Raw genomic sequence first — 18,781 nt, 5'->3', positions numbered from 1 at the left:
CAGATTGATTTAAAATAAACAGGCTGTTTAAGCCTGATAGTCATAAATGCCGGGAGCCAGCACCAGTTGTGCGGCAACCTCGCGCGCCATCTCTTTTCCCACCAGCAGATCAATCAGCTTCAGCGCAAAATCCATTGCCGTGCCGGGTCCCTGGCTGGTCAGCAGATTAACGCGCGGATCCCAGACGACACGGCGCTCCATCCACTTATCTGCCGGAATGGTCTCTTTTAAGCCGGGGAATCCGGTCATGTTACCGACCGGGAAGAGATCGTGGGGGATCAATACGGTGCCTGCCGCTGCGCATATCGCGGCGACAATTTTCTCACTGAGATGAAACTGACGCACCGTTTCGACTAACAGCGGACTGTCACGGAGAGTCTCAGCCCCTTTAAGGCCACCAGGCAGGACGATGGCGGCGAAGTCATTGTCGGCGACTTCAACCAGTGTGACGTCAGCCAGCAGACGCACACCGCGAGAGCAGACGATCTCCCGGCTGCCATCGCTTTCGACGCTGGCGGTAACAACGTTTAGCCCGGCCCGAACCAGCAGGTCGATAGTGGTGACAGCTTCGGTTTCTTCACTGCCATGTGCCAGGCAAACCAGCACCGATGCGTTCGCGGTCATAATGGGACTCCTTGCGTTTTACAATGTCATACAGACGGGTGTTCTCCGTCAGCACCAGGCCGTGCGTCCGGGCGCGGCGCAGCAGAAAGCCGCTGATATAGTCGATTTCGGTGAGCCGTTGCGCGCGAACATCCTGCAGCATTGAAGAGGTGTTGGCCGCAGTGCTTTCAATCACGTCGAAGATGATGTCCTGAAGGCTTTCACTGGCTATGCTCTGGCCTTCGCGCTCCATGACCCAACTGATCTCTTCACACAGTTGCGCGATCTGTTCCGGATAAGCACGCAGTGCACCGTTCTGACACGCATACTCCACGCTGAGCGGGTTGATGACGCAATTAACGGCCAGTTTGCGCCAGCAGGCGGCCCGGATATTGTCATGCCAGGCAACGTCGGGCAGTGCAGGGTGCAGGATATCGGCGAGATCGCTATAAGCGGCGCTTTTACGGTTGCCGGGGCCGATATGGGTGATACCACTGGCAATGTGTTTGATGACGGTGCCATCGCGCATCGCCGCATGGGTAGTGACGCCGCGCAGCAGTGGCTGAGTCAGCCCTTTCAGCTCTTCAAGCGTCCCCATGCCGTTGTGCAGCAGCAGCACCGGGCAGTTCTTCTGCAGCACGCTCTCCAGGTTTTTCACCGCAGGCGAGACCTGCGGGGCTTTGAGCGTGACGAGCAGCAGCTGGCTTTCCGCCAGAAAGAGCGGATCATTGGCAATAAACGTGCGGTTCGATATGTTGCCTTGTGGGTCAACCACATTGGCTGAACAGTAGGGCTGCGGCACCCGCAACCATCCCTGTACCTCATGTCCCTGGCGGGCCAGTGCTGTCAGCCAGACCTGTCCCAGCGCACCGCAACCTAACACGGTAATTTTCATGCTGCCTCCCGCTGGCGGGCTATCCATCTATTATTCATTGTCACACTTTCATTATAGCGTTGTGTGCAGCCTGATTTTATTTAGCACCTTAAGACGCGTATTATGCATGTCACTTTAGCGTCAGGAGAAGAAGAGATGCCATCTTTCGATATCGTTTCAGAGGTCGATCTGCAGGAAATTCGCAATGCGGTGGAGAATGCCAACCGTGAAGTGTCTACCCGCTTCGATTTCCGCAACGTGAGCGCCGAGTTTGAGCTCAACGAAAAGAATGAAACCATCAAGATCACCAGCGAGTCTGATTTTCAGGTTAAGCAGCTGGTCGATATTTTGCGTGAGAAGTTACTGAAGCGCGGGATTGAAGGCGGCGCCTTAGAGGTGCCCGAAGAGATTGAGCATAGTGGCAAAAGCTGGGCGGTCGATGCCAAACTGAAGAAAGGCATTGAAAGCGACGTCGCGAAGAAGCTGGTGAAGCTGATTAAAGACAGCAAGCTGAAAGTGCAGACCCAGATTCAGGGTGAAGCATTGCGTGTGACCGGCAAAGCACGTGATGATTTGCAGGGCGCGATGGCGATCGTGCGCGGCAGTAATCTGGGCCAGCCGTTCCAGTTTAAAAACTTCCGCGATTAAGCGTGATTGGCTGAGTTTTCAGCATGAATGCAGTGATATAAACCCGGCTAATGCCGGGTTTTTTGTTATCTGGCAGGAGCAGCGCTGCATCGTTCCAAATTTGTGAGCCGTCTGAATGAAGGCGTGGTTTGTGACGTCAGTGGCATCGTGTGCTGGCTTGCATCTCTTTGAAGAAGTGGGTGTGAGCTGTAGGGCGTCTGTGCGATCACGCACTTGCTCAGGGAGCCTGTGCCTTTCGCAAAGACGCAAAAGCGCCATCCATGGCGGCTCATCGCGGGCCATCCATGGCCCGCGATGCTTTGCTACAGGCACAGGCTCCCATCGCTATGAATTTCTGAGTTGTCTGTAAGAATGGTTATGCGGGTTGGAGGTTGCTTAGAACCTTAAATGCGGGTGAACCATTCAGCAACTCAAAAGCTTAGGAGGCGAAGGGAATACGGCCAGAGGAGGAAAGCGTCCCGCGCCATGGATGGCGACTTTTGCGACTTTCCGATCTGACCTTGCCCCCTGCGCCAGCTCGATCCTGAAGCGAAACGAGCTGACGTTATCACCAAACTTTTTTAAGCTAGCAACTCCCCAGCAGCGCTTCCAGTTCAGGGCGGCTGGTGACCTTACTATCAATTTTGATATACGCGCTTTTCTCTTCCGGCACGATAAACACGGAGTTAACGCCAGGCTGCGCTTTCAGGCGCTGCTCCAGATTTGGCACAGCCAGAGCCGCATCACTCAGCACGATGCGCAGGCTACTGACATAAGGCGGCTCCTGCATCGTCATGCTGACAAACAGCCAGGCCGCAGCCACCATCGCGCCAACCAGGAACACGGTCTGAGCATCGAAATGACCAAATACCCAGCCACCCATACTGCCACCAACGGCCACACCCAGGAACTGGCTGGTGGAGTAGATCCCCATCGCCGTACCTTTATAACCTGCAGGGGACTCTTTACTGATCAGTGAAGGCAGGATGGCTTCCATCAGATTGAAGGCGAAGAAGAAGAGCTGAACACCCACGACCAGCGTCCAGAAATGACCTTCCGCGCCCCACAGTACAATCTCAGCAATGACAATCATCCCGACGCAGCCGACAAACACGCGCTTCATACGACGCTTCACTTCGGCATAAATAATAAACGGCACCACGCCGGCAAAGGCGATAAGCATAGTGGAAAGATAAACTTTCCAGTGCTCAGGGGCCGGGAATCCAGCCTGTTCAAACTGCCCTGGCAAGGCGACAAAGCTCGACATCAGCAGAACATGCAGGCAGAAAATACCGATATTGAGCTTTACCAGACGCGGGTTAGCCAATACTTTGCGGAAGCTGCCTTTCACCATACCCGATTCACGGTTCAGGACATGATGTGAAGCGGACGGCACCACAAGCAGGGTAATCACGATACCCAGCGACGCCAGAATCGCAATCATCCAGAACAGCGCATGCAGACCCAGCGCGTGCGTAACAATCGGGCCGACGACCATAGCAATCGCGAAGGTCACGCCAAAACTGATGCCGATAAACGCCATTGCTTTGGTGCGGTTCTGCTCACGGGTTAAATCGGATAACAGGGCCATTACGGCAGCCGCAATCGCGCCTGAACCCTGCAGCGCACGACCCAGAATAATGCCCCAGATGGAGTCGGTGCAGGCGGCGATAACGCTGCCCAGAACAAACAACAACAGTCCGCCGACAATTAACGGCTTACGGCCGATGCGGTCGGAGAGCAGACCAAAAGGAATCTGAAAGATTGCCTGGGCAAGGCCATAGATGCCAATTGCCAGACCGATTAAGGTTTCACTTGCGCCCTGTAATGCCATGCCATAAGTGGTCAGTACCGGCAGGACCATAAACATTCCCAGCATGCGCAGGGAAAAGACCGTACCGAGGCCCCATGTGGCGCGCAGCTCCACCGGAGTCATTTTATTATCGTTCATTCCAACCTCTGTTAATGTGCTGCTTTTATTCTAGGTGGCGGGGCAGGGCGGGTAAAACAATAGTTTTTAAGCAGTGGTAACAAAAAGAAAGGGCGCGATAATCGCGCCCTTTTCATGCTGTATCGGTGCCAGTTACCAGACGTAAGTCAGCAGGTCCTTTGAAGCCGGAGCCAGCGAATCTACCGACATCATCACGCTCAGCGCGGTGATGGTCACGATAGAAAAGACAAACAGCTTGCGTGCCCAGACACGGTCATCTGCGGTTTTGTAACCCGATAACGCCATGCCCAGCCACCAGACGCTGACCGCAGCAGCCACAACCAGATATTTGTAACCCGCGTAGCCACCCAGCGTCAGCATCAGCGTGGCAATCATAAACGCCAGAATATAGAGCGTAATATGATTCTTAGCCACGGAAATGCCTTTCACCACCGGCAGAACCGGGATGTTCGCTGCCTGATAATCTTTAAAGCGGAAGATAGCAATCGCGTACGAATGCGGCATCTGCCACAGGCTAAAGATCGCCAGCAGGATTAACGCACCAGCATCAAACTGGTTAGAGACTGCACAGTAGCCGATAACCGGCGGCGCAGCACCTGACAGACTGCCAATCAGCGTTCCGTAAACGGAATTACGCTTCATGTAGAGACTGTAGATACCCACGTACACCACGAAGCCCATCACCGCCAGCCACATGGCCAGCGGATTAGCACCGAAGTAGAGCAACGCAAAGCCGGCAATACCCAGCACAGTGGCATAAACCAGGCTTACTTTCGCGGAGATGAGGCCTTTTACCAGCACCCGATTCCTGGTTCTCTCCATCTTGATGTCAATGTCGCGGTCAATCACGTTGTTGAAAACACAACCCGATGCAACCACCAGTGACACGCCCACCAGGGTGATGAGAAACAGGGCGTAATCTGTGTTGCCTTTGGAAGCCAACAGAAATCCGCCGATCACAGAAATTAAATTCCCGAAAATAATTCCTGGTTTTGTAACTTGCAGGTATTGCTTAAACATTACGCGTGACTCTTTAGTGAGGCATCATGTTGTAGTTGAGGTTCCACATGATCCACAGTGAGCCCACTACGACAATCAGGATGATGATGGCCGAGAAAACAATGGCTACCATGTTCCAGCCACCCTCAGATTTGCTGTCTAAGTGCAGGAAGTAGACCAGGTGAACCAGCACCTGGATTACCGCACAAACCAGAACAACACCGAGGATAGTACCGTGAGATGCACTGCCATCCATTACCATCCAGAACGGGATGGCCGTCAGGATGATAGAGAGGATGAAGCCGATCATGTAGGACTTCACGCTACCGTGTGAAGCGCCATGTTCGTTAACAGAATGACTCATTACATGGCTCCCATCAGGTAAACAACGGTGAAGACGCAAATCCAGACCACGTCCAGGAAGTGCCAGAACAGGCTCAGACACATGATACGGGTGCGGTTAGTCGCGTTCAGGCCACGTTTAGAAACCTGGAACATCAGAACCAGCATCCAGATCAGACCGGAGGTCACGTGCAGACCGTGAGTACCGACCAGCGTAAAGAAGCCAGACAGGAAGCCACTGCGATCCGGACCAAAGCCTTCAGCAATCAGGTGATGGAATTCATAGATTTCCATCCCGATGAAGCCCAGACCGAACAGGAAGGTCAGCGCCAGCCAGCCGATAACGGCACCTTTTTGCTCCTTGTTCATGGAGATAACAGCCATGCCGTAAGTGATCGAACTCAACAGCAGCAGGGCGGTTTCTACCAGAACAAACGGCAGCTCAAAGATATCTTTACCTGCCGGGCCACCGGCAGTGTTGTTGACCATGACAGCATAGGTCGCAAACAGGGTTGCGAAGATAATGCAGTCACTCATCAGGTAGATCCAGAAGCCAAAGACTTTATTGGCTCCTGCATCGTGATGCCCATGCTCCGCATGGGCGTCGTGGTGATGTTTAAGAGTTTCAGTTGACATTATTTCAGACCTGCTTTGCTGATTTCGTCAAAGTGCTGGTTTTCAATCTTCTGAACTTCAGCAACCGGAACGTAGTAATCCACGTCTTCGTCGAAGCTCTTCACGATCCAGGTAACGATCATGCCGAGGAAGGAAAGACCAGCCATCCACCAGATATGCCAGATCAGCGCGAAGCCCATTACAGTAGCGAATGCGCAGATGACGATTGCAGCACCACTGTTTTTCGGCATATGAATCTCTTCATAAGATGCCGGCTGTTTGTACGCTTCGCCTTTCTCTTTCATTTCCCAGAAAGCATCACGCTCATGCACATGTGGGATGACAGCAAAGTTATAGAACGGTGGTGGTGAAGAGGTTGCCCACTCCAGCGTACGACCGCCCCACGGGTCACCTGTCACATCACGGTTCTGATCACGGTCACGTACTGAAACGTAGAACATGGTCAGCTGACACAGGATACCCATTGCAATCAGACCAGCACCGACCGCCGCAACCACCAGAAGAGGGTGGAACTGTGGATCGATATCCTGGCTCAGACGACGGGTCATGCCCATGAAGCCCAGTGCGTACAGCGGCATAAAGGCAACGAAAAAGCCAATGATCCAGAACCAGAATGCGCGCTTACCCCAGGTTTCGTTCAGGGTGAAGCCGAATGCTTTCGGGAACCAGTAGGTCACGCCTGCCATACAACCGAAGACCACACCACCGATGATAACGTTGTGGAAGTGAGCAATCAGGAACAGGCTGTTATGCAGAATAAAGTCAGCGCCCGGAACGGCCAGCAGTACGCCGGTCATACCCCCTACAGAGAAGGTTACCAGGAAGCCAACGGTCCACAACATGGCAGAGTGCATCTGAATGCGGCCCTGATACATGGTGAACAGCCAGTTAAAGATTTTAACCCCGGTCGGAATCGCGATGATCATCGTCATGATACCGAAGAAGGCGTTAACGTTGGCACCTGCACCCATGGTGAAGAAGTGGTGCAACCAGACGATAAACGACAGCACGGTAATGGCGATGGTCGCCCACACCAGAGAGGTATAACCAAACAGACGTTTTTTGGAGAAGGTCGCGGTAATCTCTGCGAACACACCAAACACCGGCAGTACCAGGATATACACTTCCGGATGGCCCCAGACCCAGATCAGGTTGACGTACATCATCATGTTCCCGCCCATTTCATTGGTGAAGAAATGGAAGCCGAGATAACGATCAAGGGTCAACAGCGCCAGGGTCACGGTCAGAACCGGGAACGCAGCGATGATCAGGACGTTGGTGCACAGCGCGGTCCAGGTAAAGACCGGCATTTTGAACAGGCTCATGCCCGGTGCGCGCATCTTCAGGATAGTCACGAAGAAGTTAATACCGGTTAAGGTCGTACCAATACCTGAAAGCTGAAGGCTCCAGATCCAGTAATCGACCCCGACGCCGGGACTGTACTCCGCGCCGGAAAGCGGCGGATAAGCCAGCCAGCCGGTCTGTGCGAACTCGCCCACGCCCAGCGACAGGTTAACCAGGATCACACCGACCGCAGTAAACCAGAAGCTCAGGTTGTTCAGGAACGGGAACGCGACGTCACGTGCACCAATCTGCAACGGAACGGCGATGTTCATCAGGCCAACCACGAAAGGCATCGCCACGAAGAAGATCATAATCACGCCGTGCGCGGTAAAGATCTGGTCGTAGTGGTGCGGTGGCAGAATGCCCGCTTCACCGGCCGAAGCCATAACCTGCTGGGTACGCATCATAATGGCATCAGCGAAACCACGAATCAGCATGACGAATGCCATGATGATGTACATGATACCCAGGCGTTTGTGGTCGATTGACGTCAGCCATTCAGACCACAGATATTTCCACTTACCAAAATAGGTAATCGCAGCGACCAGCGCCGCACCACCTATCAGGATAGCGGCAACCGTAACCATGATAATCGGCTCATGGTACGGCACTGCATCAAGTGTTAATTTTCCGAACATCGTATTATTCCTCGGCTCCCGCGGAAGCGGCGTGACTCATGTCCATACCTTCATGCTGTGGCATGTCCATTTTCCCGTGGCTCATCTTGAACTTGTCGATGACTTGCATGAACAATTTAGGATCAGCTGAAGAGAAATATTCCACCGGGTGATTTTCGCTTGGCACAGCCACTTTCTCGAAATCATCCATAGTAGTCAGCGTGTTAGGGGCTGCTTTAACTTTAGCCACCCACTGCTGGAATTCCGCATCGTCTTTGGTTGCAATGGCTTTAAACTTCATGCCAGAGAAACCACGACCACTGAAGTTCGCAGAGATACCGTCGAAAATTCCCGGCTCATTCGCAATCAGATGCAGTTTGGTCTGCATACCAGCCATCGCATAAATCTGGCTGCCGAGCGTTGGGATGAAGAAAGAATTCATGACGGAGTTAGACGTAATTTTGAAGTTCACCGGAGTGTTTGCCGGGAAGGCAATCTGGTTCACGGTCGCAATACCCTGCTCCGGGTAAATGAACAACCATTTCCAGTCCAGTGCAACCACATCGATCTCAACCGGTTTCACATCAGATTGCAGCGGTTTGCTGGGCTCCAGTGCGTGGGTCGATTTCCAGGTCAGCACACTGAGGAAGATAATGATCAGGATCGGAATGGTCCAGACCACGGCTTCCACTTTGTTAGAGTGTGACCAGTTAGGGCTGTACTTCGCATTCGTGTTGGATGCCCGATATTTCCAGGCAAACACCACGGCCATCAGGACTGCGGGAATCACGACGATCAACATCAGGCCAAAGGCAGTCAGTATCAGCGAACGTTGCTCCAGTGCAATCTGTCCTTTGGGATTTAACAATGCACTATCGCAGCCACTCATTAATAAAGTGCCTGCAATTAATGACAAAATCCCCAAACTTTTATTGTATTTACTGAGTCTCATTTAACGACCTCAATGACAAAGGGCTCTATTGTCGTTTAAGTGTGCGCGCATTTTACGGGAAGGTTTATGCAGTGTAAACCAGCTTAAGGATGTGTCAGATACGTGTTGACACCTTTTGCTAAGGGTGTCACAGATGTTGCGCCAGGTGACAAATAATTAACGCAGACAAGCAGTTGGCATCAATATAACAAAAACCAATGGAAGTAACCGTAAAAAAATCAGGGAAAGGAATAACCCTTACTTTTAACTCCCAAATATTTAACAAGTCTGCATCATTTGCGCGATGAAATTTAACTAAAGTAATTGCTCACCGGTTTTTAGTATTTCCGCTACGCCTCCTCAGGTCATATTCTTATTTTTTAAAAATAACACGCGATGATAAATGATGGCGACTTATCGGCATGGCATAAAATAAGTCGCCGTTCGTTAACCTATCGATTTTACTTAAGCATCTGATGCAGGTAACACCGGCGTTTTCTTCAGCGCCCGGTAGTCCAGCAACACCCCGGCAAGCACCGCCAGTAAGGAGAGGGTCATGCCCAGCTCGAACAGGCGGGTCAGCAGCGGTGCCAGCGCAGTCAGTCCCAGTGCGTTCAGTGCCAGCGCTACCAGCCAGAGAGCCAGTACGCCGCATCCGGCTGCAAACAGACGATTAGTCCAGCGATAACCATGAGGATAGTAGCTTCGTGTGAGGAAATTGCCACTTTGCTCGACCTGATTCAGTGTGTGTCGACAAAAAGTCAGCAGTAGCAGCCCAGGCAGTCCCGCAAATACCGTAAAAGCATAAAATGTTGGCCAGCCCCAGAGTTCAACCAGCCAGCCCGCAGCCGGGCCAACATAGACCCGACCAACGGCTGAGAGCGCCGACAGCAGGGCAAACTGTGTTGCAGAGAAGGATTTGTTGCAAAGGGTCATTAACAGGGCCACGAAGGCCGCCGTGCCCATGCCGCCGCACAGGTTTTCAACAAAAACCGCGCTGGCCATACTCCACAATTGTTTGTCGGTCACCGCCAGCAGCCAGTAACCAAAGTTTGAGACTGCCTGCAGCACGCCGAAAATCATCAGTGCCCGGAACAGACTCAGACGCTGCATCAGAACACCGCCATAGAGCGCCCCGATAATCGTCGCCAGCAGGCCCAGCGTCTTGTTGACCAGGCCGACGTCACCGGCATTGAAGCCGACGCCACGAATCAAAAAGGTGGTGGTCAGCGAGGCGGCGAATGCATCGCCCAGCTTGTAAAGAATAATCAGGGTAATCAGCAACCAGGCGTTGTTACGCTGGAAAAAATCCTTAAGGGGATCAACAACCGCCTGACGCAGCGAATGTGGGGTAGAGATGCGTGTGTCGGGCTCGCTGGCCGCAAGCGTCGCGATAATACCCGGCACCATCATCAGCGCCATCAGCCAGTAGGTTGCCTGCCAGCCCAGATAGCGGTCAGCCAGCCACAACGCCAGTCCGCCTGAAATCAGCATCGCCAGACGATAACCCAGCACGGTAATCGCGGCACCGCTGCCACGTTCTTCAGGTGGCAGGATATCCGTTTTCCAGGCATCAAAGACAATATCCTGAGAGGCGGAGCAGAAAGCGATCAGCACCGCCAGCGCGGCCATCAGGGTCAGATCGCGTCCTGGTTGCAGAAATCCCATCGCGAAAATCCCCCCCACCAGCGCCAGCTGACTGAGCAGCAACCAGCCGCGGCGGCGGCCCAGAAACGGCGGCGTATAGCGGTCCATCATGGGTGACCAGAGAAATTTAAAGACGTAGGCCTGGCCGACCAGCGAAAAGAAGCCAATGGTTTTTAAATCGACATTTTCCACCGTCATCCACGCCTGCAACGTGCCCGATGTCAGTGCCAGCGGCAATCCCGAAGCGAACCCAAGGAGCAACAATACGGCGGCGTTTTTCTGGCTGAAGAGGCGAAGGTAGTGGTTCATGCGGATCCTGCAGATAACAAAATGCCCTGCACAAGGCAGGGCAGAAGAGAGAGGGTGTTAACGGGCGTTTTGCTTGATGAAGTCGTTGACGCTGGTGTCCTGCGCCATATCCGCGATCACATCGCTCATGGTGGAGTTAACCGCGTTGGTGATCTTCTGGTTACTGGCGTTGAACGCGCCTTCTACGCTGTAAGTCTGGCGGTAGTTTTTAACCTGTTTGTTGCCGTTTTTTGCGGTCGCAATGATCGAGATGTCCGCTTTGGTGGTGATGCTATAGCGCACATTGCCCTGCGTCACGTCAGCATAGAGGTTGTTAACCACAATCTGAAGGTCTACCGCGCCATTAGGACCAACCATATAACCGCGAGCGGTCATCTGCTTCTCCAGCACTTCCTGCAGCAGGAAACGCAGATCGCGCGAAGGTGTTAAGGTCACTAGCTGACCATCACGGTTTACTTTTGCCAGCGCCTGATCTTTACGCTGGTCGGCACCGTTGATGCTGACGGTTACGCCCATCAGGCCCGGGTCCTGCTGTGGCAACTGAATTTTAGGCTGGATTGTCAGGGTATTATTGCTGGTTGCACAGCCGGCTAAAATGAACGCAGCCAACAGTGGGAATAACAGTTTTTTCAACATACTTTTTCTCGTTGGTGTCAGGGGGTTGGTTTGCAAAAACTGGAGGCATCATAGCATTGCCCGGCAGTGAAAAAAGCCCTGTTGCCGGTGAAATTGTGTCTGAAACCGTTTTAAGCCCCTTCTCTGACAGGTTAGTTTGCTGTTCGTTTCAGCTACGTTATTATGCGCGTCGGAGGCGGGCTGACATAAAATGCAATATTTAGCCTCTGCTGACGGGTAAGCGCACTAAAAGCGACTAAGATTGAATGAGATGGGGCACAGCGCTCGCCATTGAGGAGTAATAGCCATGATCCGCGAACAAATAGAAGAAAAGCTGCGTGTGGCATTTCAGCCAGCTCATCTGGAAGTGCATGACGAAAGCTACCGGCACAACGTTCCTGCCGGCTCAGAAAGTCACTTCAAAGTGGTCATTGTCAGCGACTGTTTTGCAGGCCAGCGCTTTCTGGCGCGTCATCGCTTAATTTATGGCGAGCTGGCGGCTGAATTAGCGGGCAGCGTTCATGCCTTAGCCCTGCATACTTACACACTGAAAGAGTGGGAAGGATTGCAGGATACCGTACTGGCTTCGCCTAACTGCCGCGGTGCCGGTACACTCGCCTGACCTCCCTTCTCCAAAACGGCCTGCGGGCCGTTTTTTCTTTTATTTAGTGAAAAACGCGATCCCTGGCTCAAAAAAGCAGCAAACCTGCTGAAAAGTGGTGAGTTAGCGTCCTCGACTCATTCCAGCGATGCCGCTATAATGCTGCGTCTATTTTTCCGGAATGTCTTCGGGACGCTTCTGGTAACAGGGATCAGGTTCTCTTCACGGAAGCCGTCCCGGTTGTTGGATACGGCGCATTTCACTATGTGTGGTGTCTGAAGTTGACCGAGCACGTGATTTTTTGAGGTAACAAGATGCAAGTTTCTGTAGAAACCACTCAGGGCCTGGGCCGTCGCATTACGATTACTGTTGCAGCTGACAGCATCGAAAGTGCAGTAAAAAAAGAACTGGTTGACGTTGCCAGGAAAGTCCGTATCGATGGTTTCCGTAAAGGCAAAGTGCCGATGAACATCGTTGCGCAGCGTTATGGCGCTTCTGTCCGTCAGGACGTGCTGGGCGAGCTGATGACGCGCAACTTCGTTGACGCCATCATCAAAGAAAAAATTAACCCGGCTGGCGCACCAAACTACGTGCCAGGTGAGTACAAAGAAGGTCAGGATTTCACTTACGCGGTTGAATTCGAAGTTTATCCGGAAGTTGAGCTGAAAGGCCTGGAAAACATCGAAGTCGAAAAACCAGTCGTTGAAGTCACTGACGCTGACGTTGATACCATGCTGGACACGCTGCGTAAGCAGCAGGCCAACTGGATCGAAAGCGACGCTGCTGCAGGCCCGGAAGATCGTGCCACTATCGATTTCAACGGTTCTGTTGACGGTGAAGAGTTCGAAGGCGGCAAAGCCACTGATTTCGTTCTGGCCATGGGCCAGGGCCGCATGATCCCAGGCTTTGAAGAAGGCGTTGTGGGTCACAAAGCGGGCGAGACTTTCACTATCGATGTGAAATTCCCGGACGACTACCACGCAGAAACCCTGAAAGGGAAAGATGCGAAGTTCGAGATCGTGCTGAAGAAAGTTGAAACGCGCGAACTGCCAGAGCTGACTGAAGAGTTCATCAAACGTTTCGGCGTTGAAGATGGTTCAGTTGCCGGTCTGCGTACCGAAGTGCGTAAGAACATGGATCGCGAGCTGAAAGGCGCTATCCGTAACCGCATCAAAACGCAGGCGATCGACGGTCTGGTTGAAGCTAACGAAATCGACGTGCCAGCTGCGCTGGTTGACAGCGAAATCGACGTTCTGCGTCGTCAGGCTGCACAGCGTTTCGGTGGCAACGAACAGCAGGCGCTGGAACTGCCACGCGAACTGTTCGAAGAGCAGGCTAAACGCCGTGTTGTTGTCGGTCTGCTGCTGGGCGAAGTGATTCGTACCCATGAGCTGAAAGCTGACGAAGCACGCGTAAGCACCATGATCGAAGAGATGGCTTCTGCGTATGAAGATCCGCAGGAAGTGATCGAGTTCTACAGCAAGAATAACGAGCTGATGAACAATATGCGCAACGTCGCGCTGGAAGAGCAAGCGGTTGAAGCAGTCCTGGCGAAAGCTAAAGTGACTGAGAAAGAGACCAACTTCCAGGATCTGATGAATCAGACCGCTCAGGCCTGATCTCACATTTAACTGTCTGTGCTAAGCCCGTGACTGAAAAGTCACGGGCTTTTTTGTGTTTTGCGTACAGAACGGCACTCTTCGCTGCTATTTGTTTAATTAATCGGCAAATTATTCACGCATCGCTTTTTCCGGGTTAGCGAACAGGGAAAAGATTGTTATGCTTGAAACATGCGTGCAGCATCCCCAGATAGTGGGAGTATGCAGAAATGAGAGTGAGGCTGGCTGATTAACCGTCCTGAAGGTGTCGGAAAAGGTGCGACGTGGAGTTTCCCGCGCGTCTTACGTAGAATCGGTACAGAATGTTGCCAATGAAATTTATCCAGGAGACGGTAATGTCATACAGTGGCGATCGTGAATATACTGCACCGCACAATGCGCTGGTGCCAATGGTGGTTGAACAAACTTCGCGTGGTGAGCGTTCATACGACATCTACTCCCGTCTGCTGAAAGAGCGTGTCATTTTTCTGACCGGCCAGGTTGAAGACCACATGGCAAATCTGATCGTGGCGCAGATGCTGTTTCTGGAAGCTGAAAATCCGGAAAAAGATATCTATCTGTACATCAACTCACCTGGCGGTGTGATCACGGCCGGTATGTCGATCTACGACACCATGAAATTTATTAAACCGGATGTCAGCACCATCTGTATGGGACAGGCCTGTTCAATGGGTGCGTTCCTGCTGACGGCGGGTACCAAAGGTAAACGTTTCTGTCTGCCAAACTCACGTGTAATGATCCACCAGCCGCTGGGCGGCTATCAGGGCCAGGCGTCAGATATTGAGATCCATGCGCGCGAGATCCTGAAAGTTAAGCAGCGTATGAATGAGCTGATGGCTGAGCATACCGGTAAAACGCTGGAAGAAATTGAGCGCGATACCGAGCGTGATCGTTTCCTCTCTGCAAGTGAAGCGGTAGAGTATGGATTAGTCGATTCAATTCTGACGCATCGCCAATAAGACCCGACTTACCGTTGTCCCTGGTCTATAGTTAACAGGGTAACGGTACTATTATGGGTTGAATGAATTTCGGCCGTCTCTGCACGGCCTGAGCCGTACGCGTGTATGGCCTGAGAACTAGAAGAGGTTAACTGATGACAGATAAGCGCAAAGACGGTTCAGGAAAGTTGCTGTACTGCTCTTTTTGCGGCAAAAGCCAGCATGAAGTGCGAAAGCTGATTGCCGGGCCGTCAGTGTATATCTGCGATGAATGTGTTGACCTGTGCAACGACATCATTCGCGAAGAGATTAAAGAAGTTGCGCCGCATCGTGAACGTAGTGCGTTGCCAACCCCACATGAAATTCGCCATCACCTTGATGATTATGTCATCGGCCAGGAAAGAGCGAAGAAAGTGCTGGCGGTTGCCGTTTACAACCACTACAAGCGTTTGCGCAACGGCGATACCAGCAATGGCATCGAACTGGGCAAAAGTAACATTCTGCTGATTGGTCCCACCGGTAGTGGTAAAACGCTGCTGGCAGAAACCCTTGCACGCCTGCTGGATGTGCCGTTCACCATGGCTGACGCCACTACGCTGACTGAAGCCGGTTATGTGGGTGAAGACGTTGAAAACATCATCCAGAAACTGCTGCAGAAGTGTGATTACGACGTTCAGAAAGCACAGCGCGGCATCGTTTATATCGATGAAATCGACAAAATCTCACGCAAGTCAGATAACCCGTCGATTACCCGTGACGTGTCAGGTGAAGGCGTACAGCAGGCTCTGCTTAAGCTGATTGAAGGCACCGTCGCTGCCGTTCCACCGCAGGGTGGACGTAAGCATCCGCAGCAGGAGTTTTTGCAGGTTGATACCTCGAAAATTCTGTTTATCTGCGGCGGCGCATTTGCCGGCCTGGACAAAGTGATTTCCCAGCGTGTTGAAACCGGATCCGGTATCGGTTTCGGCGCCACCGTGAAAGGGAAGTCGCAGAAAGCCAGCGAAGGCGAATTGCTTTCACAGTGTGAACCTGAGGATTTGATCAAATTTGGTCTGATTCCTGAGTTCATCGGTCGTCTGCCAGTGGTTGCCACTCTGAGCGAACTGAGCGAAGAAGCACTGATTCAGATTCTGCGTGAACCTAAAAACGCCCTGACGAAACAGTACCAGGCGCTGTTTAACCTGGAAGGCGTTGAGCTGGAGTTCCGTGACGAGGCGTTAACTGCCATTGCGAAGAAAGCGATGTCACGTAAAACCGGTGCACGTGGTCTGCGTTCCATCGTAGAAGGCGCATTGCTGGAAACGATGTATGATCTGCCTTCCATGGACGACGTGGAAAAAGTAGTGATTGATGAATCAGTTATTGAAGGTCAGTCTGAGCCCATGTTGATCTATGGTAAGCATGAAGCGCAGGCGTCTGGCGAATAATTAAACAGATCGTCCATGTTGTCATAATAAAAAAGGGGAAAATGTTTCCCCTTTTGCTTTTCTCGCCTCTGTGACGTTGAATGTCGGATAAGCATCCCCATATACTCAGATACCTGTGGGTTTAACTGCATACCTGCCTGATGCGGTTCCCATCACCTGGCGGACATTAAACAAAGAGAGAGCTCTATGAATCCTGAGCGTTCTGAACGCATTGAAATCCCCGTGTTGCCGCTGCGCGACGTGGTGGTTTATCCGCACATGGTAATTCCGTTGTTTGTTGGCCGGGAAAAATCAATTCGGTGCCTTGAAGCCGCAATGGATCATGATAAAAAAATCATGCTGGTCGCACAGAAAGAGGCTTCAACGGATGAACCTGGCATTAACGATCTCTTTTCAGTAGGGACCGTAGCCTCAGTATTGCAAATGCTGAAACTGCCGGACGGCACCGTCAAAGTTCTGGTCGAAGGTTTACAGCGCGCCCACATTACGACGCTGGCCGATAACGGTGACCATTTTGTGGCACAAGCTGAATATCTGGTTTCGCCTGAGATCGAAGAGCGCGAGCAGGAAGTGCTGGTGCGCACGGCGATCAATCAGTTTGAAGGCTACATCAAACTCAATAAAAAGATCCCACCAGAGGTTTTAACCTCGCTGAACAATATTGACGATGCGGCCCGCCTTGCCGACACCGTCGCAGCACATATGCCACTGAAACTGGCAGACAAACAGTCTGTGCTGGAGATGTCCGACGTCAACGAGCGTCTGGAATATCTGATGGCGATGATGGAATCTGAAATCGATCTGCTGCAGGTTGAGAAGCGTATTCGCAACCGTGTTAAGAAGCAGATGGAGAAGAGCCAGCGCGAGTACTATCTGAATGAGCAGATGAAGGCGATTCAGAAAGAGCTGGGCGAGATGGATGACGCGCCTGATGAGTACGAAGCGTTAAAACGCAAAATCGACGCGGCCAAAATGCCGGAAGAAGCGCGCGAGAAAGCGGAAGCCGAACTGCAGAAGCTGAAAATGATGTCCCCGATGTCCGCTGAAGCCACCGTGGTTCGCGGCTACATCGACTGGATGGTTCAGGTTCCGTGGAACGCGCGCAGCAAAGTGAAGAAAGATCTGCGTAAAGCGCAGGAGACGCTGGATACCGACCATTACGGCCTGGAGCGCGTGAAGGATCGTATTCTTGAGTATCTTGCGGTTCAAAGTCGCGTCAGCAAAATCAAAGGGCCGATTCTCTGCCTCGTCGGACCGCCAGGGGTAGGTAAAACTTCTCTGGGTCAGTCGATCGCGAAAGCGACCGGACGTAAATATGTGCGTATGGCGCTGGGTGGCGTGCGTGATGAAGCAGAAATCCGTGGTCACCGCCGTACTTACATCGGCTCTATGCCGGGTAAATTAATCCAGAAAATGGCGAAAGTGGGGGTTAAAAACCCGCTGTTCCTGCTGGATGAGATCGACAAAATGTCTTCTGACATGCGTGGCGATCCTGCGTCTGCCCTGCTGGAAGTGCTTGATCCTGAGCAGAACATTGCGTTCAACGACCACTATCTGGAAGTCGACTATGACCTCTCTGATGTGATGTTTGTGGCAACGTCGAACTCAATGAACATTCCGGCACCGCTGCTGGATCGTATGGAAGTGATTCGTCTGTCGGGTTACACCGAAGATGAAAAGCTGAATATCGCTAAGCAGCATCTGCTGACTAAGCAGATTGAACGTAACGCCCTGAAAGCCAGCGAAATTACGGTTGAAGACAGCGCGATTGTCGGCATTATCCGTTACTACACCCGTGAAGCCGGTGTGCGTAGCCTTGAGCGTGAGCTGTCGAAGTTGTGTCGTAAAGCGGTGAAATCACTGCTGATGGACAAGACTAAGAAGCACATCACCATCAATGGCGAAAACCTCAAGGACTTCCTGGGCGTACAGCGCTTTGACTATGGCCGTGCTGACAGTGAAAACCGTGTCGGTCAGGTTACTGGCCTGGCCTGGACGGAAGTGGGTGGCGATCTGCTGACCATTGAAACCGCCTGCGTGCCGGGTAAAGGCAAACTGACTTACACCGGTTCTCTGGGTGAAGTGATGCAGGAGTCGATTCAGGCTGCACTGACCGTAGTGCGTGCCCGTGCCGAGAAGCTTGGCATCAATGGTGACTTCTACGAAAAACGTGATATTCACGTTCACGTGCCAGAAGGCGCCACACCGAAAGATGGTCCAAGTGCCGGTATCGCCATGTGTACTGCGCTGGTTTCCTGTCTGACCGGTAACCCGGTTCGTGCAGATGTCGCCATGACCGGTGAAATTACCCTTCGTGGTCAGGTACTGCCGATTGGTGGGCTGAAAGAAAAACTGCTGGCAGCACACCGTGGCGGTATTAAAACTGTGCTGATCCCGGACGACAACAAGCGTGATCTGGAAGAAATTCCACAGAACGTGATTGCCGATCTGGAGATTCATCCGGTGAAACGCATTGAAGAGGTGCTGAATCTGGCACTGGAAAATGCGCCATACGGCATGCAGGTCGCGACAGCAAAATAGTGATTAACGGCATAAACCGTTAAAAAGCGGAGCTGGCAAGGCAATTGGCGCTTGCCAGCTTTTTTTTGTGCCGCTAATTTAGGTGGCTGCCGACGCGACGTTCTCAGAGAAATTACGTTGTTTCGGCGTCACTGGCTTGATATAACTTGCTGCGCGCTCG

16 protein-coding genes are annotated in these 18,781 nt (G+C 52.3%); 6 read left to right on the top strand and 10 right to left on the bottom strand.

What is annotated here, in order from left to right; all coding sequences use genetic code 11:
* Positions 1-27: 27 nt before the first annotated feature.
* Positions 28-624, bottom strand: coding sequence for a protein deglycase YajL (gene yajL / locus EE896_RS14780; protein WP_140916012.1), 597 nt, complete (start codon positions 622-624; stop codon positions 28-30).
* Positions 578-1,498, bottom strand: a complete 921-nt coding sequence (gene panE, locus EE896_RS14775; protein WP_039659075.1) for a 2-dehydropantoate 2-reductase — start codon at positions 1,496-1,498, stop codon at positions 578-580. The genes yajL and panE overlap by 47 nt, the downstream gene beginning before the upstream one ends.
* Positions 1,499-1,633: 135 nt before the next feature.
* Between panE and EE896_RS14770 the strand changes: the two genes are divergently transcribed.
* On the top strand, positions 1,634-2,125 hold the full coding sequence (locus EE896_RS14770) for a YajQ family cyclic di-GMP-binding protein (protein WP_003852530.1): 492 nt from the start codon (positions 1,634-1,636) through the stop codon (positions 2,123-2,125).
* A gap of 565 nt (positions 2,126-2,690) precedes the next feature.
* Here EE896_RS14770 and EE896_RS14765 read toward each other — a convergent pair.
* The 8 genes from EE896_RS14765 to EE896_RS14730 form a co-directional block, all read right to left on the bottom strand.
* Positions 2,691-4,055, bottom strand: coding sequence for an MFS transporter (locus tag EE896_RS14765; protein ID WP_008924887.1), 1,365 nt, complete (start codon positions 4,053-4,055; stop codon positions 2,691-2,693).
* A 132-nt stretch (positions 4,056-4,187) separates the two neighbouring features.
* A complete protein-coding gene (gene cyoE / locus EE896_RS14760; RefSeq protein WP_008924888.1) occupies positions 4,188-5,075 on the bottom strand; it encodes a heme o synthase in 888 nt (295 codons plus the stop codon).
* Positions 5,076-5,088: 13 nt separating this feature from the next.
* Positions 5,089-5,418 (bottom strand): cytochrome o ubiquinol oxidase subunit IV, encoded by a 330-nt coding sequence (locus tag EE896_RS14755; protein WP_008924889.1) that lies wholly within the window; start codon positions 5,416-5,418, stop codon positions 5,089-5,091.
* Positions 5,418-6,032, bottom strand: a complete 615-nt coding sequence (locus tag EE896_RS14750; RefSeq protein ID WP_008924890.1) for a cytochrome o ubiquinol oxidase subunit III — start codon at positions 6,030-6,032, stop codon at positions 5,418-5,420. Before EE896_RS14750 ends, EE896_RS14755 begins: the two co-directional genes overlap by 1 nt.
* A complete protein-coding gene (gene cyoB / locus EE896_RS14745; RefSeq protein ID WP_008924891.1) occupies positions 6,032-8,014 on the bottom strand; it encodes a cytochrome o ubiquinol oxidase subunit I in 1,983 nt (660 codons plus the stop codon). The genes EE896_RS14750 and cyoB overlap by 1 nt, the downstream gene beginning before the upstream one ends.
* Positions 8,015-8,018: 4 nt before the next feature.
* On the bottom strand, positions 8,019-8,945 hold the full coding sequence (gene cyoA / locus EE896_RS14740; RefSeq protein ID WP_008924892.1) for a cytochrome o ubiquinol oxidase subunit II: 927 nt from the start codon (positions 8,943-8,945) through the stop codon (positions 8,019-8,021).
* Between the two features lie 444 nt (positions 8,946-9,389).
* Positions 9,390-10,880 (bottom strand): muropeptide MFS transporter AmpG, encoded by a 1,491-nt coding sequence (ampG, locus tag EE896_RS14735; RefSeq protein WP_008924893.1) that lies wholly within the window; start codon positions 10,878-10,880, stop codon positions 9,390-9,392.
* A 57-nt stretch (positions 10,881-10,937) separates the two neighbouring features.
* Entirely contained in the window at positions 10,938-11,516 is a 579-nt protein-coding gene (locus EE896_RS14730; protein ID WP_008924894.1) for a lipoprotein, read from the bottom strand.
* Between the two features lie 286 nt (positions 11,517-11,802).
* On the opposite strand from EE896_RS14730, the gene bolA reads away from it, so the two are divergent.
* From bolA to lon, 5 genes are all read left to right on the top strand, one after another.
* Positions 11,803-12,117 carry a transcriptional regulator BolA gene (bolA, locus tag EE896_RS14725; protein WP_008924895.1) on the top strand — a complete coding sequence of 105 codons (315 nt, stop codon included), beginning with the start codon at positions 11,803-11,805 and terminating at the stop codon, positions 12,115-12,117.
* A gap of 293 nt (positions 12,118-12,410) precedes the next feature.
* Positions 12,411-13,715: a trigger factor gene (tig, locus tag EE896_RS14720; RefSeq protein WP_039659077.1), complete on the top strand. Its 1,305-nt coding sequence runs from the start codon at positions 12,411-12,413 to the stop codon at positions 13,713-13,715.
* Between the two features lie 335 nt (positions 13,716-14,050).
* Positions 14,051-14,674 carry an ATP-dependent Clp endopeptidase proteolytic subunit ClpP gene (gene clpP / locus EE896_RS14715; protein ID WP_003850496.1) on the top strand — a complete coding sequence of 208 codons (624 nt, stop codon included), beginning with the start codon at positions 14,051-14,053 and terminating at the stop codon, positions 14,672-14,674.
* 134 nt (positions 14,675-14,808) lie between these two features.
* Positions 14,809-16,080 carry an ATP-dependent protease ATP-binding subunit ClpX gene (clpX, locus tag EE896_RS14710; RefSeq protein WP_003850494.1) on the top strand — a complete coding sequence of 424 codons (1,272 nt, stop codon included), beginning with the start codon at positions 14,809-14,811 and terminating at the stop codon, positions 16,078-16,080.
* A 186-nt stretch (positions 16,081-16,266) separates the two neighbouring features.
* A complete protein-coding gene (lon, locus tag EE896_RS14705) occupies positions 16,267-18,621 on the top strand; it encodes an endopeptidase La (protein ID WP_003850493.1) in 2,355 nt (784 codons plus the stop codon).
* The last annotated feature ends 160 nt before the right edge of the window (positions 18,622-18,781 follow it).

Origin of the sequence: Pantoea eucalypti, assembly GCF_009646115.1 — a bacterium.
Classification (GTDB): Bacteria; Pseudomonadota; Gammaproteobacteria; order Enterobacterales; family Enterobacteriaceae; genus Pantoea; species Pantoea eucalypti.
The sequence above is the reverse complement of the archived record's forward strand: the minus strand, read 5'-3'. Positions and strand labels throughout refer to the sequence as shown.